Below are 15,168 nucleotides of genomic sequence, written 5' to 3'. Positions count from 1 at the left end.
TCGTGGCACCCCTCGACGTCACTGTCGTCTCTGCGACGGCCGAAGTGTGGTCGGGCGAGGCCGAAATGGTCGTTGCCCGCACCACTGAGGGTGAAATTGGTATCCTCGCCGGCCACGAGCCCACTCTGGGTGTGCTGGCTGCCGGAGAGGTTCGTATCACGACGACTTCGGGTGAGAAGGTGACGGCGACGGCTGAGGACGGTTTCCTCTCTGTCGATAACGACCAGGTGACCATTGTCGCCGGAATGGCTGAGATTCAGTAGCGCCTATGCGCATTGTTCTGCCTCCGTCGGAGACAAAAACCCCAGGCGGCCTGGACTCATCGCACCTCGAGTGGGAACAGTTAGCCCTTCCTGACCTCACTTCTGTGCGTCAGGCAATTGCCGAAGACCTTGTCGCACTGTCTCTGGACCCTGATGCGACTAAGAAGGCGCTGGGCCTTGGTGCTAAAGGTGACGAGTGGATCGTGGCCAATAGGGAGCTCCTATCGAGCCCGGTAATGCCCGCCATCCACCGATACACCGGGGTGTTATTCGATGCCCTCGATATTTCCGGTTTAGACGCTGCGGCCAGCGCGCACGCGGCCGAATCACTGTGGCTTTTTTCCGCACTCTTTGGACCACTTCGGGCGATGAACCCAATTCCCCGCTACCGACTCTCCTTTGATTCGAAACTTCCCGGGGAGAGCCTCAAATCCCGGTGGCAACCACACGCAGAGCAGATTTGGGCAGACGATTTCACGATTGATCTGCGCAGCGAGGGCTACCGAGCCCTCGCACCACTACCGGAGGGCACCGGGGTGTTCATTCGAGTGGTGAAAGACCTGGACCGCGGTGCGGCTGTCGGGCACGCCAATAAGGCCACCAAGGGCAAGATGGTTCGCGATTTGCTGACCAGTAATGCCCACATTGACTCGGCAGGGAAGCTCCTTGACTGGGGTGGCGCCCACGGTTGGCATTTTGCAGAGGTCCCAGACAATGCGGGGGAGCTGTACCTGGTCGTCGGTTAGAGGGCCCCACTCTTTTGGCCTTCTTCTTGGGTGAACACTTGGCAAACGAGGCCTCGTTTTTCGCTTCTTAATCGGTGCCCCAGGGCACACTTGGAGTACCCCTGCCATTCCAGGAGACCCCGTGTTGATGTCATTACCCCGCCGGCTTTTCGCTGAATTCCTCGGCACCGCGGCCTTAGTGATGATGGTGATTGGCTCGGGCCTCATGGGGCAGCGTTTGTCTGCAGACCTCGGTGTGGTGATCCTGATCAACCAGATCTCGACAGTGTTGGGTTTGGCTGTGTTGGTGGCCCTTCTCATTCCCGTCTCTGGTGCACACATCAACCCGGCAGTCACCCTGGTGATGACCCTTCGCCGAGAGCTGCCCGCGGGTGAGGGCCTGAGCTACGGCGTGATGCAGCTCGCCGGTGGTGTCGCCGGTGCGGTGGGAGCTCAGGCGATGTTTGACCTCCCCCTGGTGGAGTTTTCCAACAATCAGCGGCTCACGACGGGAAGCTTTCTGGGCGAAGTCATTTCCACAGCAGGCCTCATCGCGGTGATCTTGACCGCCGTCGCTCAGTCCAAAGCGGACTGGTTGCCGCTTCTGGTTCCGGCGTGGATTGGTGCGGGATTCTTTGCCACGTCGTCCACGTCTTTTGCCAACCCTGCGGTGACGGTTGGGCGCATGTTCACCGATTCGTTTACTGGCATTGCTGTCGAATCGGTGCTGGGGTTCATTGCTGCCCAGGTTCTCGGGGCATTATTGGGATGGCTACTGGTGTCCTTGTATTACCCCACAGGACTAGCCCGTGAACCACAGGGTGAAGAGGCCTCTCGGGCTGCTCACACCGAGCACACTGCGAAAGAAGGCCCCTAATGTCCACCACCCCCACGGTGTTGTTTGTCTGTGTTCACAACGCGGGCCGGTCCCAGATGGCGGCCGGTTATTTGCAGCATTTAGCGGGTGATCGCGTTCAGGTATTGAGCTCAGGCTCGGAACCGAAAGACCACATCAACCCGGTGGCCGTGGAGGCCATGCGGGAAGAGGGCATCGATATCAGTGCCAATCAGCCAAAAATCCTCACCGACGAACAAGTCGAGGCCAGCGACGTCGTCATCACTATGGGGTGTGGGGATGCGTGCAAGTTTCACCCTGGTAAGCGATACCTGGACTGGGAATTAGAAGACCCTGCAGGAAAAGACCTGGAAACAGTCCGCCGAGTACGAGACGACATCCGCCGCCGAGTGGAACAACTGATTGGTGAAATCACGCCGTAGTTATCACCCTGGTGCAGCGTGGAAAGCGATGTTAATGCGGCTTTTCGTGAGCAAGTAGTGCTTGCTTGGTAGAAATTCCATCGCCACCGCTGTAGCCGGTGATTTTGCCGGTTGAGCCCATGACACGGTGGCAGGGGACAATGATGGGAACTGGGTTGGCACCCACCGCACCACCGACCGCGCGTGCCGCACCAGGGCGCCCTACCGCCTCGGCCAGCTCACCGTAGCTGGCTGTCTGGCCGTGAGGGATGGACTCGAGTGCTGACCACACCGCTTCCTGAAATGGGGTGCCCTGCATCACCACAGGGACATCAAAGGTGTGCCTGGAGCCCGCAAAGTATTCCTCCAGTTGGGCCTTCGCCGCCTCCAATACGGGGTGGGCGAGGTCATGAGGCGCGGAGGCGTGACTCGGCGTTGACCCCGAATCTGATGCGTGGCCGATCTCCAGTCCGATCACGGCGTGATCAGTCGCATGAAGCGTGAGGGTGCCGAGCGGGCTTGGCATGGTGAGGGTTGCTTCGCCTTGTAAGTCACCGCCAGTGGGGTTGTCCCGGGTATGTGCTGAGGTCTTCGTGGGTGCCATGGGTGAAGTGTAAAGCCAGGCACTGACATGGCGCCAGGAGTGCCACCGCCCTGTGGATGGGTAACGCGAGGGTTAGGAGGCTTGTTCGACGGTGTCGATGTCGCCCAGTTCTTCTTCCTGCTCCAGCGTGATGTTAATGCCCTGGTTCAGCTCGGTGAGCTCTTGGTTCAGGATGTTTAGCTGATCGAGCAGCGCGTTGTATTCGTCGATGAGGTTTTCGACCTCTGCGCGCTGAGCGCGCAGAGCATTTTGGCGTCGGACCAGGTCTTCTTGTTCGGCTTCAAACCCTGCGGCACCCCGGACGTCCTCACCGTCGTTGTAACGAGACACCCTGTCGTTATAGATGGCAATATCGGCACCCAAAATTTCGGCATCCAACTCGTATTGAGCTTTTCGCGCATCAATGACCGTCAACCGGGCGTCAAGGTCGGCAACCAAGGAGTCGAGTTCCGCACCGAAAGAGTTGAAAATGCCGTAGACCTCGGCGGCAAGAGTCACTACCCTCTGGCGGTCGACAAAGTAGAGGGCGTAGTGGTCTTCTAACGCTTGGGGGAGCGTCTCGACCTCTGTTCCCAACAGGGCATACAGCTCAGGGATGCGGGAATTAGGATCGTAGTCTTCGTAACTGGCGATGCGCTCACGCATGGGGTGATCCTCCGGCAGAGCGGCGAAGGCTTCTTCTAGCAGCAGCGCCAGGCCATCCTTTGTGGCCTGGTCGAATCGATCCCACACTGCGTGGAGCATCTCGTGGGCGGCGATGACGGGTTCCATTGCGGAGAGCCGCTCGTCGGTGACGTCGTAGAGGTAAATTCGCTGTTCTTGAAGGCGGTAACAGCCCAACACGCCAATGCCTGGCTCGTTTCGGGAACAGTAGTTGTCAAACTCTAAAGCCGGCACCACTTCCGGCCGGGAAGCGTAAAAATACACTTCGCCCTCTGGGGTGAACTGCGCTTTGTCGGCATAGCCGGCAAGCTGTGGTCCAGGTTCAAACTGCAGGGCAATCGAGCGATCGGCAATCCACTGGTGGTGGTCCACCACCCAGTTCGCTGCCCACACCACACCGGCTTGGCCGGCCAGTGCGCCCACCGCAACGAGGGCCACGAATGCGCGGCCAATCTTTGCGGGGGTACTTAGTGAACTCATTGCCTCACACTTTCTAGACCAAAGCGGGTGGGTTACCACCCGCTGGAGTATTAGAACCGGGGATCATCCACAGCGGTGGCGTCAGAAGAAATCTAGTCAATCGGACCCGTATTTCGCTGGAGGTGGGGGACTACGTGTTCATCACCGCGATAGAGGCGTTGAGCGCGGTGGCAAACAGTAACCAGACCCAGTAGGGCACCAACAACACAGACGCGAAGCGCTGGACCGGCCAAAACACGAAAACGGTAGCCAGCACCGCAAAATCGAGAAGAACAATCCACACCAGTGCCACCCACAGTGCCACACCACCCGCATATTCAAAGGCGACAAAAAACAGGGGCGTCCAGGCCGCATTCATCGCCAACTGGCCCGCAAAAAGCCCCAATGCCCGCGAGCGCTCCAGGCTTCGGGGTTGGCGCCACACCAGCCACGCGGAAAGCGCCATCAGGGTGTAGAGCACACCCCAGATGGGGCCAAACATGTCGTTGGGGGGATTCCAGAGGGTCTTTTCTGCTTCGGCATACCAGCCGTTCACGGTAGAAACGGTCGCGAGGCCGGCAATTCCCGCCACCGCAAGACTGGCGATCAGAAAAAGGAGCAGAGCCCCCACATCCTGAGAGAGGGTGCGCGAATCGCTCCGGGTGTTCTCCCTGGTCTGATCGGGAGAAGGCAAACCTTCACTAGACATTCGGCCTGGTCACCTTTGATGGGGCAGTAAACGAAAAACTCTCAACCTGGAGGTTAAGCCTTCACTCTGGATAGTCGCCGTATGTCAGCTGGGTGTCGTGTGGAGGTTTCCGACACTGCCTCCCGGGCAGTGTGCACCCCAACAGGTAGCCTTCGATACGTGAGTTTGTTTGACCGCGAAGACGTAGCACCCCCCGAGGAGTGCTCCCGTTGTGGGCTCTTAGTGGCCCAAACCAGTCTTTTTTGTCCCTCGTGCGGCCAATCACGGGTCAACCCGTTAATCAAGAGCGAACCCGAAGATGACGCCTCGGAACACCCCGCGGGCGCTGAGGATCGCGCCGACGAAGACCCCGAGGCGACGGGTCCGGGCGGGGACGTAGGGGGAAGAGAAGCCGGAGGAAAGAAAACCGGTGACAAGTCAGAGTCGGACACCGAATCATCTGACGGCGACCACACCAGCGGCGACACATTGACCCGTGCGACACAGTGGTTGCGTCGCACTCTCGGTCGCGGGACTAACGCTCCCGAACCTGAACCATTAGATCCCGACGATTCGCCACTGTTGAGTGAAAAAAAGGCCCACCAGAGCTACCCGGAGCGTTTGTCACAGTCGTCTCGAGTTCGAGCCCGCTTTGTGTTGACTTCCCACACCGGCGTGACCTACACCTTGGGGGAAACCCCTGGCGGTATCGGCTCAGGAGACAGTGCTCCCGAGGGTGATCGTCTGCATTGGATTCAGATTGTTGCGGAAGACCAGTCTGTGGATCCTGTCCACCTGCGCTTTGGGGTCAGTGACGGGGTGTTGTGGGTCGAAGACGCCAATTCAGTGTTTGGCACGGTCGTGGTCGAACCGGGCCGGGCCGCACTCCAATGTGTGCCCTACGAGCGCTACCACCTGGTGCGCGGTTCAGAAATCCGGTTAGGGTCTGTCATTTTGGTGTTGGGCTAACCAGAACGGATAATTTCGCTGTCCACAGTGAATCGCATGTGGTCCTGTCGTCACCAAACAGGGCACACAGCAAAACACCACCTCCCGCACACGCTTTTCTGCAGGCTGTGACCCTACTTTCCCCACCCAGCAGCCCGCCAACTCCGCCCGTGGCGCCACGAACTTCCCGCTCTGCACCACGATTTCCGTGGCTCAGCCTGGTGGCCCCTCTGGTGATCTCTCTGGTGATGTTGGTCATCTTTCGCTCACCCTTCGCACTCATGATCGGCATTTTGGGACCCGTGATGGCGCTTGGGTCGTGGTGGGAAGCCAAGCGAAGCCACCGCCTGGCCATGGCCGAAGATGTGGCGGCTGAAGAAGCCGGCCAGGCTTATACCCAAGCCACCAGGGAGCACGAAGAGCGTCGTATTCGACAGGACGCACTCGAGCGACACCCGAGCGTCGTTGAATGGATGGCGAATCCGCTCTGGCGACCACACAGCGGCGGCTCGCTAGGAAGCGGATCGTTCGGGGGTGCGCACACGCAACACTCAACCTCCTTGCCCCTTCGGGTCGGCCTCGACCGTGTGGGCCCCAAACATGTTGGCCCCCAACACGGCGGCCTCGATCACAGTGGGCACTCCGGGCATGGGGGGCATTCTGGGCAGGTGATCTCTGGGCTTCCCCACCTGGTGGACCTTGCGGGCGGTGTGGCCGTGGTGGGTGAGGGGCCTCACGCGACCGCGGTGTACCGCGCAGTGGTCATTCAAGCACTGGCACTGTGGTGCAGTCGAGACCCCGAGCGAGATGTCCACTTGGTGTGGCCGGTTGATAATGAAGGCTCACTGCCGGGGGAGCCACCGTGCGTTGTCGAACTGTCCGAGATGGCGACATCCACAGCAGTTTCCCCTGCCAGTAGGGCTGGTGGCGTGCGCTGTGAACGAGTAGCCAGTCAGAGCGAGGTGCACCCCCAAGTACACACCGTGGTGCTGGTGAGTGGTCCTGACCAAGCTCAGGTGTATCAGGATGGAAGGCGCATGGATCAGGCGCTGAGGCCCGATCTTCTGGGCGCTCCCGGAGCATTGTGGGCGCTACGGCGAATGGCCCAGTGGCGACGGGTGTCACCGGAAGTTCACGCAGAGGCTGGGTCTTCTGATGATCGAAGCAGCCTGTGGTTTTCCCTCGATGGTCATCACAGTCACAACCTTGCCACCGAAGGCCCTCACGCATTGGTGTGGGGGCAAACAGGCAGAGGAAAAACCATCCTTCTCCAGCGGCTACTGCTCGATGTCGCAAGCCGATACACCCCGGAACAGTTCAGCTGCGTGTTGATTGATTTCAAAGGGGGTTCGGGAGCTCTCGGTCTGCAAGGACTGGGTCACTTAGCCGGGGTGCTCACCGATTTGGAGCCCGATGCGCTGCGCCGGGTCCACACCGGTGTGGTGGCGGAAATTGCCAGGCGAGAAACACTTCTCGCCAGCCACAGCGTGGCCGATATTAGTGACCTTCCTCCGGAAGTGGTCTGCCCGAGAAGCATTATCGCCATCGACGAAATCGCGCTACTGGTGCAGCGCGACGACAGCTTCGTCGACCTACTCTCCGACATTGCGGCACGTGGCCGCTCCTTGGGTTTACACCTAGTAATTTCTGGCCAGCGGATGACCTCCCAGGTTCCCAAAGGTGTCATTGTCAACGCCGGGCTGCGTTTCTGTTTGGGAGTGACCGACCCGATGGAGGCAAGCGAATACCTTCCGGGGGTTCCTGAGGCGACCATTCGACGCCTACACGCCACACCACCAGGGACAACCCTAGGTCTGAGCCTCGGTGGCTCCCCCTACACCAGTCAGGTGGTGCCACTGGGTCCGCCCGAGGGCACACAGCCTCCCGCTGCCAGGCTGTGGAGTGAATCCTTGCCCGATGTTGTCGCCCCGGTAGACGGTGAACTGGGTCTGATCGAACAGGCCGAGAAGCAGTGCCTGTCGCCCTGGAAGCCAGGTGACGTTGCCTCCGGACTGGTCGTGATTGTCGGTGATGTCGGTAGCGGTGTGGGGGAAGCGATGGCGCGTTTTGTGGAATGCACTTCAGCCAGTGGACCCGCTTCCTCTCTACCGAATGAACCGGCGGCATTACTCGACGCGCTCAGTCTTCTCACCGGTGTTTTCGACGACGGACACGGCACTGTGTCATCTGGTGGCCAGAAGGCGACAGGTCCGCTGGCGTGGACTGGTGTGACCCGTCTGGGCACCGCGCCACAAGTGTTTGCCCCGCGACTAGATCGAGTGTGGAATGACTGTTCTGAACAGGTGCAAGCCCAGTTAGCCACAGGACTCATCAGAGCGGGTGAGGCGCTCGCTGACCTGTCACATCCCGGGCGACTGGTCGTCTCAAGTAGACCAGGCTGCGCCATCATGCGCAGCCTGGTTCGAGCCGGCGCCGAGTTGATCACGCTCCGGGTAAGCCAAGCGGAGCTTTTGGACCAGTGGGGTATCAATCGACGCTATTTCTCACCACACGCTCCTCCGGGTCGGGGGCTGTGGCGGGAGCATCCGATTCATTGGGCGAGGCCTCGCTCTGGCAGAGAAGGAGTGGGCACTCGTCTCGACGCCGAGCATTCTTTTCCAAGGCCCGCCCTGGACCAGGTACTCGCTCACCAGAGGGGTGGTCTGTTGGTTGTGGCCGAACACACCGAGCCGGGCAGTGAGATCAGCACTCTGGTGGAACAGGCTGGCTGGTCTCAGGCCCCCGCACATCGCGTCTTCGCGGGCGGTGGGCTGGAGTCAGGTGGCCTCGACGCGGCGCTGGGTGGCCCAGGGGTAATTATGTGGGGTCTGTCACCCGCCCAAATGCGACAGGTTGTCGGGCACGAACGCGCACCCTTAGTGTCGCCTCCGGACTCTCAGGCGTGGTGGGTGCGCGCGCAAGGAGTGCGGCTTATTGACTGCGCTTAAGCGAGTATTCCTCCCGCCCGCCCACCCGAGCGAAAGGGTGGAAAGGCACGAGCAGTGAGGGTCTCTAGAAGTGGAGGGCGGCGTCTTCCGCAGTAATACCCAGAGCAGTTCCCACGAACTGGTTGGTGAGCGCACCAGCGTGGGTGGAAAGTCCTGCGGCCAGCGACGCGTCGGTTTTTAGGGCATCCTTCCACCCCTTATTGGCCAGTGACCGGACGTAGGGCATGGTGGCGTTGGTGAGGGCAGATGTTGAGGTGGCGGGGGCTGCCCCTGGCATGTTGGCCACGCAGTAGTAGACCGAGTTGTGCACGGCGAAGGTGGGGTCGTCGTGGGTGGTGGGCTTGGATCCTTCGAAGCATCCGCCCTGGTCAACAGCGATATCTACCAACACACTGCCGGGTTTCATTTTCGACACCAGGTCGAGGGAGACCAACTTGGGCGCTTTTGCACCTGGAATGAGGACAGACCCAATGACGAGGTCCGCATCGGTTACTGCACGCTCAATTTCGAGCGAGTTGGAGGCCAGGGTGGTGACCCGGCCGGCATACAGCGCATCGATTTCTCGAAGCCGCGCAATGTTGGTGTCCAACACCGTGACCCGCGCACCGAGTCCGACAGCGACGGCCATCGCGTTGGTGCCGGCGACACCGCCGCCCAAAATCACGACGTGGGCGGGGTGGGTTCCTGGAACACCGGGAACAAGCTGACCACTGCCCCCTTGGGGGCGAAGCAGCGTGTGAGCACCGACAATGGCGGCGAGGCGTCCGGCCACTTCACTCATCGGGGCAAGCAGCGGAAGGCCACCTCCGGGCAGTTGAACGGTTTCGTAGGCGATCGCTGTCACCCCGGCATCCATTAAGGCCTGGGTGAGCTCTGGTTCGGCCGCGAGGTGAAGGTAGGCAAAGAGGGTGAGACCTTCTCGGAAGTGGCGGTATTCCTCAGCGATGGGTTCTTTGACTTTGACCACCATGTCGGCGTGTCCCCAACATTCTTCGGCGGAAGCCACGATGTGAGCACCCTCTTGCTGGTAGTCGGCGTCGGTGATACCGCTACCCAACCCCGCTCCGGTTTCGATGGTGACGTGGTGTCCCGCAGTGACGAGGTCGCGCACGCCGGCAGGGGTAATCGCAACCCGGAATTCGTTGTTTTTGATTTCCCGAGGGATTGAGATTTTCATGACCTGCGCCTTTCTTTGTGGTCCTCGTCCGGGGCCCCATTGCCCAACGTCACGCGAAGACCGCCGATTACTGTGGAACCGCCTCGAACAGGCTCTTCGAGCCAGCCTCGTAGATTCTCCACTACTTCGACACTCACGGCACCTACTTTTGCGAGTGCTTCGAGTACTACCGGTGTGGTTGCTCGCATTGACCCGTCCAAGATTTTCACTCCGGCGGTGATTCCTCCGGGGAGACCGACCACGACGAGCCCTTCGGCGCCGATCTTGGCAATTCCCCCGAGGGTCTCAATGACCCTGGTGTTGGGGGTGTTCTCCCCTGAGAGTGCCCACGGGTGAGCGCCGATGGCGCTCACGATGCGCTTCGCGTGAGGGTCATCGCTCGAGAGAAGGCGGGAAATTCCCTGGGTGAGACCACGCAGTGTCACCGCGTGTAGGGGTGCCCCGCAGCCGTCGACACTGGTGTGGCTAACGGTTTCACCGGTGAACTCTTCGATGGTTGCTCTGATGTCTCGCTGTAGTGGGTGGTTCACATCGAGATAATTTTCCAACGGGTCGCCGCGGTGTTGGCAGGCGGCGAGAAAACCGGTGTGTTTTCCTGAGCAGTTCATCGCGAGGGAGCTTTTTTGACTGCCTTCGGCGATCAGGGCAGCTTTTTCGGAGACCGACAGTGGCCAATCGGGAGGGCACTGCAATAGGCCTTCGCTTAAGACGTGGCGCTGTAAAAACGCAGAAATCGCGTGACGGTGCGCGAGCGAGCCACTGTGACTGGCAGTAGCTAAGGCGATTTCCAGGTCAGTGAGCTCCACACCGGTGCGCAGCACCGCCAGGGTTTGCAGGGGCTTAATCGTGGATCGTGGATAGACCACACGATCAGCGTGACCCGCCTCAAAGAGCACTTTCCCGTCAGCGTCGACCACGCTAAGGATGCCGTGGTGAAAAGACTCCGAATGTCCGTCTCGCTCCACCGTGGCCAACACCGCACCATCGGTGGGTGCCAACCAGGTCAACATCGCTTATGCCTGCGCTGCGGTGGCGGCAATTGCCGCTTCGAGTGATGCTTCGAGAACGTCGAGACCTTCATGAAGCTGCTCGTCAGTGATGACCACACTGGGCAGGAATCGAAGGACGTTGCCGAATGTTCCGGCCGTGAGAAACAGCACCCCTTGGTGCAGGGCGAACTGCTGGACGGCTTTCACGATGGCGGGTGCTGGTTCACCGGTGGCAGGGTCCTGAAGTTCGATTGCCATCATCGCTCCCTTACCGCGGGCATCGGCGACAGAGTCGAAGCGTTGCTTGATGGCGTCCAGGCGTGGGCGCATGATTGATTCCACCCGCTGGGCTTCAGCGAGGAGACCTCTGGATTCCACCTGTTCAAAGACGGCAACCAGGGCGGCAGCAGCGACCGGGTTTCCTCCGAATGTTCCCCCTAAGCCACCCGAGTGGGAGGCATCCATAATGTCGGCACGACCTGTCACTGCAGCGATGGGTAGTCCACCACCGATTCCCTTCGCTGAGGTTGTGAGGTGGGGCACGATGCCGAAGTGTTCACTCGCGAAATATTTGCCGGTGCGGGCCATACCGCTTTGAACTTCGTCGGAGACGTAGACGATGCCGTTTTCTTCACACCAGTCCACAAGGGCGTTTAAGTAACCATCGGCGGGGATGATGAAACCACCCTCACCCTGAATGGGCTCCACCACGAGGCACGCAATCTGGCTTGCCCCTACGCGCTTTTCCAGGTGGGTGATCGTTGCTTTGGCAGCCTGCTCACCAGTGAGGCCATCACTAAACGGGTTGGAGTTGGGCGCGTGGTGGACTGACCCTGCGAGTGGCCCAAAACCTGTCCCGTAGGGGTGCATGTTGTAATTCATTGCCGCGGTGAGGTTCGTGCGACCGTGATAACCGTGGTGCAACACCGCAACCTCGGTGCGACCGGTGAACTTACGCGCAATTTTCACCGCATTTTCAAGTGCTTCCGCACCCGAGTTCACAAAGACCGATTTCTTGGGGAAATCTCCTGGAGTGTGTTCGGCTAACAACTCCGCCGCGCGGATATACGACTCGTATCCGACCAAACCAAACAGCGTGTGGGTGACTTTTCCCACTTGGTCGCGCACGGCTTCCACCACGGCGTCATTGGTGTGACCCACAGTGGTCACGCCAATTCCCCCGGTGAAGTCGATGAACTGGTTACCGTCGACATCGACCATGAGCGCATCGTGCGCGTGGTCGACATAAATCGGGAACAGCTCAGATACACCCTCAGAGACCACCTTCACACGGCGATCATGCAGTTCCACACTTTTCGGCCCCGGAATGGGGGTCACAATTTTCCGGTTGGTCGACTCGGAAGTGGTAGCGGGGGAGTGGAGAATGTCGGTCATAGTGCCCCAGTGTAGACCTCCACACTGACGCCCACGAAGTAGCTTTGCGCTGTGTCACACGCCGCGGTTGCACCCCTGCCAGAGGGCCCCTTTTCGAACTCCGGTGAGGGCAAATAGCTCGCCTCAGTGCGCCTTTGCCCCACGCTCAAGGGGGTGTCCCCATTGCCCAATGCCACCAGGGACCAACACTTCTGCCCGTGTGCTTCTGGGTCTAGGTGTCGTGCGTGTGTGGCCCGGCAACCCTAGAGTGTGAGCGGGAAGAGGCGTGAGCGTTAAGTGTTGAGCGGCGAGCGTTTCTGGCCTCAGTCAACCCAACAGACCGCTGAAGAATGCCCACACAGAACGGGGTGTAAATGCCAGAGCACCACTTTCACCTGCGCCTCCACGCGTTAGGTGAGATCGACACCTCTGTGGACTCTGACTCACTGAAGGGGGAGTCGCCCCAAGGGGATTACACCGAGCTGGGCGAGTCCCGCCCGGCTAGGCCGGGCGCGCTCGCTAGGAGGCATCTGATTGTGGCGGAGGGTAAACCCGACATTGTGGGTTCTTCGGCCAAAGTGTTCCACGGTGAAACGTCGAGGTGGAACCCCGAAGAGTTACTCATTGCCGCACTCGCCCAATGCCATTTTTTGAGCTTTGTGTACCTCGCCAGTGGGGCAGGAATAGACATCCGGGCTTTTGAGATGGAGGCCACCGGGACATTGGAGTGGGGCAGTGACGGTAAGGGGCAGATGACCCGTGTCGAGCTTCGGCCCTTCGTGAGTGTCCCGGGCGGGCAGAGAGATCAGGCCCAAGCCCTCCACCACGAAGCACACGAGGCGTGTTTTATTGCCCGCAGTGTGAACTTTGAGGTGGCTGTGATTGCCCAGACAATTTCGCTGTCCTGACCGCATATCCAGGTTTCGCCTGCGAAGATAGCGTGCGTTTGGTTTTCCCATCTGGAAGGTTGTCGCTCGTGCCCAGGCTTGCCCCTACTGCTGCCTCGGTAGCACTGACCCTTATTCTTGCCGGCTGCGCTGCCGGCGAAGCTGACCCGGCTGCCCTTGGCGAAGACGCTGAAGCCTCGGGCGGCAGCGAACCGATGGCTCCTGGTGAATGTCAGCCCTCCGGTCCCGATGTGGAATCACTGGAGGTCAGTACCGACCTGGATGCGCCCCCAGAGATCACTTTTAGTTCAGCACTCACCCCCGCCGCCACTGAGCGCATGGTGGTGGTGGAGGGTGAAGGTGAGCAGGTGGAAGCCCAAGACCGGGTGACCCTGTCTTATGCCTACTTCAACGGTGAAACCGGCGAAAAAATCGGCCACATTGGCTACGAAGATGAAGCTCCGGACATGATCCCAATCGAACCAGACACCCCCTACTTGGTCGGTTTGGTTCACACCCTGATGTGTTCCACGGTCGGCTCGCGCGTGGCGGGAGTTATTCCCGCCGAAGAAGCCTTTGGAACTGAGGGCGCACCAGAGTTTGGTTTAGGTGCGGGAGTGTCCATTATTTTCATTGCCGACATTTTGGACATTCAGCCACCACCCCCGCCGCCCCTTGAAGAACTGGTCGGTACACAACAGCCCGCCCCTGAAGGGTTCCCCGCGGTGGAGCTCGTTGATGGAGTGCCGGTCGTGGAATTCCCCGAAGGGGACATCCCGGGCTCCTATGCAGTGGCATCAGTGATTGAGGGTGAAGGCCCCATGGTGTACGACGGAGCCACCGTGGTCGTCCACTACCACGGGGTGAACTGGAACACGGGGGAGACCTTCGATTCCAGTTTTGAACGCGGTGAACCCGCCACTTTCCCCACCAACGGTGTCATCCCCGGTTTTAGAGACGGTTTGGTCGGCCAAGATGTGGGCTCCAGGGTCCTCATCACCATTCCCCCCGCCCTGGGCTATGGCCCGCAAGGGGGAACCGGTGATGGGCGTATTGGACCAGAAGACACAATCTTCTTCGTCGTCGACATCCTGGGGATGCAGTAGGTAAATAGTGCCTAGGGAACAAGACCTTTAGGGCCTCTTTGGCTCGAGAGGTTCAGGGCTGTGCGCTTGTTGAGCCGTGCGCGCTGCCACCCCGAGGGGCAATGGTCACCGGGTGGCGCTTGTCTTCGGGTAGAGCATTGATGCGCTCGCGGGCTTTGGTCATACTGGGCGACTCGGCACCTAAGACCCAGCCGATGAATGCCACAGCGACTCTTCCAATCGTGAGCGCTGGCCACCAGGGGCGCTTCAGGCCAAGCAGTGTCCGATATTGGGGCTCCAGGCTCGCGACTGCTGCGGCAGAAAGGAGCCGGTAGCCGGGTCGAATGCTTGGAGGAAGTGGTGGGTCCAGGATGAATTTCAGCGCGTCTGCGACCCGCTCATCGGAGCGAAGCTCCGGCAGGAATGCTTCGATGGCCTCCTTAAGGCCCTGCTGTGTGGTGGGGGGAGTGTTGTAGCCCATCAGGATTCCCGCGGTGGCCCATTCGCGAACGTAGCGGTCGGGGCCTGATTCACCGTCTTTGTCGGGGATATCTCGCCCGAGGCTTACGTGGCTTCCCAAAAAGGCGTCAGTAAATACCAGGTGCACCCAGGCGATCAGTGACTTGTCACTGGCCGCGTAGGGGGTTGGTGAGGCAGCAGACCCGGTGTCGCTGTTGGGTTGGTATTCGCCGGTCACACGGCGGTGCATTTTTTCTACCCGAGCAACTTCTGTGGCCACAGTGTCGGTACTGCCAAAGGTGGTGACCACCACCCACCGGACAGTGCCGGCGAGGCGTCCCAGGGGGTCGCTGTGGTAGCGGGAATGGTCGGCCACCCCGGCCATTGCGCCGGGGTGCAGGGTTTGCATCATGAGTGCCCGAATTCCGGCCACGAGGGTGGGGGCTGCGCCGTTGACGTGCCAGACGGCAGAGTCGGGGCCAAAGTAGCCGGCATCGTGGCCGTCGCCCATTTGGGCCACCCAGGGGGCGCCCCCTTCGGGGTCGCCCGAGAACATCATGAGGAGGTCTTTTCGAAGCCAACCAAAGAGCACCTGGTTGAGGGGTTTTTTCATCGGTTGGCCTGACACAGGTTTAAGGGTGA

Annotated in this window: 15 protein-coding genes; 8 read left to right on the top strand and 7 right to left on the bottom strand. The window is 60.2% G+C overall.

Annotation, left to right across the window (positions count from 1 at the left end):
- Nucleotides 1-2: 2 nt before the first annotated feature.
- The 4 genes from C3B54_RS06980 to C3B54_RS06965 all read left to right on the top strand — a co-directional run bounded on the left by C3B54_RS06980 (nt 3) and on the right by C3B54_RS06965 (nt 2,266).
- The gene (locus C3B54_RS06980; protein WP_104913854.1) at nt 3-263 is read left to right on the top strand and encodes a F0F1 ATP synthase subunit epsilon; all 261 of its coding nucleotides are present in this window, start codon (nt 3-5) and stop codon (nt 261-263) included.
- A 5-nt stretch (nt 264-268) separates the two neighbouring features.
- Entirely contained in the window at nt 269-1,009 is a 741-nt protein-coding gene (locus C3B54_RS06975; protein ID WP_104913853.1) for a YaaA family protein, read from the top strand.
- A gap of 127 nt (nt 1,010-1,136) precedes the next feature.
- The gene (locus C3B54_RS06970) at nt 1,137-1,865 is read left to right on the top strand and encodes an aquaporin (RefSeq protein ID WP_104914329.1); all 729 of its coding nucleotides are present in this window, start codon (nt 1,137-1,139) and stop codon (nt 1,863-1,865) included.
- Entirely contained in the window at nt 1,865-2,266 is a 402-nt protein-coding gene (locus tag C3B54_RS06965; RefSeq protein WP_104913852.1) for an arsenate reductase ArsC, read from the top strand. Before C3B54_RS06970 ends, C3B54_RS06965 begins: the two co-directional genes overlap by 1 nt.
- 31 nt (nt 2,267-2,297) lie before the next feature.
- Here the strand turns inward: C3B54_RS06965 and C3B54_RS09005 are convergent, their stop codons facing one another.
- The 3 genes from C3B54_RS09005 to C3B54_RS06950 all read right to left on the bottom strand — a co-directional run bounded on the left by C3B54_RS09005 (nt 2,298) and on the right by C3B54_RS06950 (nt 4,680).
- Nucleotides 2,298-2,849 carry a methylated-DNA--[protein]-cysteine S-methyltransferase gene (locus C3B54_RS09005; protein ID WP_170006136.1) on the bottom strand — a complete coding sequence of 184 codons (552 nt, stop codon included), beginning with the start codon at nt 2,847-2,849 and terminating at the stop codon, nt 2,298-2,300.
- 72 nt (nt 2,850-2,921) lie between these two features.
- Nucleotides 2,922-3,992 (bottom strand): hypothetical protein, encoded by a 1,071-nt coding sequence (locus tag C3B54_RS06955; protein WP_104913851.1) that lies wholly within the window; start codon nt 3,990-3,992, stop codon nt 2,922-2,924.
- 130 nt (nt 3,993-4,122) lie between these two features.
- On the bottom strand, nt 4,123-4,680 hold the full coding sequence (locus tag C3B54_RS06950) for a TspO/MBR family protein (RefSeq protein ID WP_104913850.1): 558 nt from the start codon (nt 4,678-4,680) through the stop codon (nt 4,123-4,125).
- Between the two features lie 222 nt (nt 4,681-4,902).
- Between C3B54_RS06950 and C3B54_RS06945 the strand changes: the two genes are divergently transcribed.
- Entirely contained in the window at nt 4,903-5,628 is a 726-nt protein-coding gene (locus tag C3B54_RS06945) for an FHA domain-containing protein (protein WP_104913849.1), read from the top strand.
- A gap of 212 nt (nt 5,629-5,840) precedes the next feature.
- Complete coding sequence (locus tag C3B54_RS06940) at nt 5,841-8,555, top strand: FtsK/SpoIIIE domain-containing protein (protein WP_158665584.1); 2,715 nt, start codon at nt 5,841-5,843, stop codon at nt 8,553-8,555.
- A gap of 64 nt (nt 8,556-8,619) precedes the next feature.
- On the opposite strand, the gene ald is transcribed toward C3B54_RS06940, so the two are convergent.
- The 3 genes from ald to gabT are packed head-to-tail and all read right to left on the bottom strand — an operon-like array spanning nt 8,620 to nt 12,116.
- A complete protein-coding gene (gene ald, locus C3B54_RS06935; RefSeq protein ID WP_104913847.1) occupies nt 8,620-9,732 on the bottom strand; it encodes an alanine dehydrogenase in 1,113 nt (370 codons plus the stop codon).
- Nucleotides 9,729-10,742 (bottom strand): asparaginase, encoded by a 1,014-nt coding sequence (locus C3B54_RS06930; RefSeq protein WP_104913846.1) that lies wholly within the window; start codon nt 10,740-10,742, stop codon nt 9,729-9,731. The genes ald and C3B54_RS06930 overlap by 4 nt, the downstream gene beginning before the upstream one ends.
- Before the next feature lie 3 nt (nt 10,743-10,745).
- Nucleotides 10,746-12,116: a 4-aminobutyrate--2-oxoglutarate transaminase gene (gabT, locus tag C3B54_RS06925; protein WP_104913845.1), complete on the bottom strand. Its 1,371-nt coding sequence runs from the start codon at nt 12,114-12,116 to the stop codon at nt 10,746-10,748.
- A gap of 353 nt (nt 12,117-12,469) precedes the next feature.
- Between gabT and C3B54_RS06915 the strand changes: the two genes are divergently transcribed.
- Entirely contained in the window at nt 12,470-13,003 is a 534-nt protein-coding gene (locus tag C3B54_RS06915; protein ID WP_104913843.1) for an OsmC family protein, read from the top strand.
- Between the two features lie 68 nt (nt 13,004-13,071).
- Nucleotides 13,072-14,088: an FKBP-type peptidyl-prolyl cis-trans isomerase gene (locus tag C3B54_RS06910; protein ID WP_104913842.1), complete on the top strand. Its 1,017-nt coding sequence runs from the start codon at nt 13,072-13,074 to the stop codon at nt 14,086-14,088.
- 52 nt (nt 14,089-14,140) lie between these two features.
- On the opposite strand, the gene C3B54_RS06905 is transcribed toward C3B54_RS06910, so the two are convergent.
- Nucleotides 14,141-15,154 (bottom strand): oxygenase MpaB family protein, encoded by a 1,014-nt coding sequence (locus tag C3B54_RS06905; protein WP_245867867.1) that lies wholly within the window; start codon nt 15,152-15,154, stop codon nt 14,141-14,143.
- Nucleotides 15,155-15,168: the final 14 nt, after the last annotated feature.

This window comes from Pontimonas salivibrio (assembly GCF_002950575.1).
GTDB classification, from domain to species: domain Bacteria; phylum Actinomycetota; class Actinomycetes; order Actinomycetales; family Microbacteriaceae; genus Pontimonas; species Pontimonas salivibrio.
The sequence above is the reverse complement of the archived record's forward strand: the minus strand, read 5'-3'. Positions and strand labels throughout refer to the sequence as shown.

What these genes read in the sequence shown, in the direction of transcription:
- C3B54_RS06975 (WP_104913853.1), top strand. Translation starts at nt 269, where the DNA reads ATGCGCATTGTTCTGCCTCCGTCGGAGACAAAAACCCCAGGCGGCCTG.
- C3B54_RS06970 (WP_104914329.1), top strand. Translation starts at nt 1,137, where the DNA reads ATGTCATTACCCCGCCGGCTTTTCGCTGAATTCCTCGGCACCGCGGCC.
- C3B54_RS06965 (WP_104913852.1), top strand. Translation starts at nt 1,865, where the DNA reads ATGTCCACCACCCCCACGGTGTTGTTTGTCTGTGTTCACAACGCGGGC.
- C3B54_RS09005 (WP_170006136.1), bottom strand. Translation starts at nt 2,849, where the DNA reads ATGGCACCCACGAAGACCTCAGCACATACCCGGGACAACCCCACTGGC.
- C3B54_RS06955 (WP_104913851.1), bottom strand. Translation starts at nt 3,992, where the DNA reads ATGAGTTCACTAAGTACCCCCGCAAAGATTGGCCGCGCATTCGTGGCC.
- C3B54_RS06950 (WP_104913850.1), bottom strand. Translation starts at nt 4,680, where the DNA reads ATGTCTAGTGAAGGTTTGCCTTCTCCCGATCAGACCAGGGAGAACACC.
- ald (WP_104913847.1), bottom strand. Translation starts at nt 9,732, where the DNA reads ATGAAAATCTCAATCCCTCGGGAAATCAAAAACAACGAATTCCGGGTT.
- C3B54_RS06930 (WP_104913846.1), bottom strand. Translation starts at nt 10,742, where the DNA reads ATGTTGACCTGGTTGGCACCCACCGATGGTGCGGTGTTGGCCACGGTG.
- gabT (WP_104913845.1), bottom strand. Translation starts at nt 12,116, where the DNA reads ATGACCGACATTCTCCACTCCCCCGCTACCACTTCCGAGTCGACCAAC.
- C3B54_RS06915 (WP_104913843.1), top strand. Translation starts at nt 12,470, where the DNA reads ATGCCAGAGCACCACTTTCACCTGCGCCTCCACGCGTTAGGTGAGATC.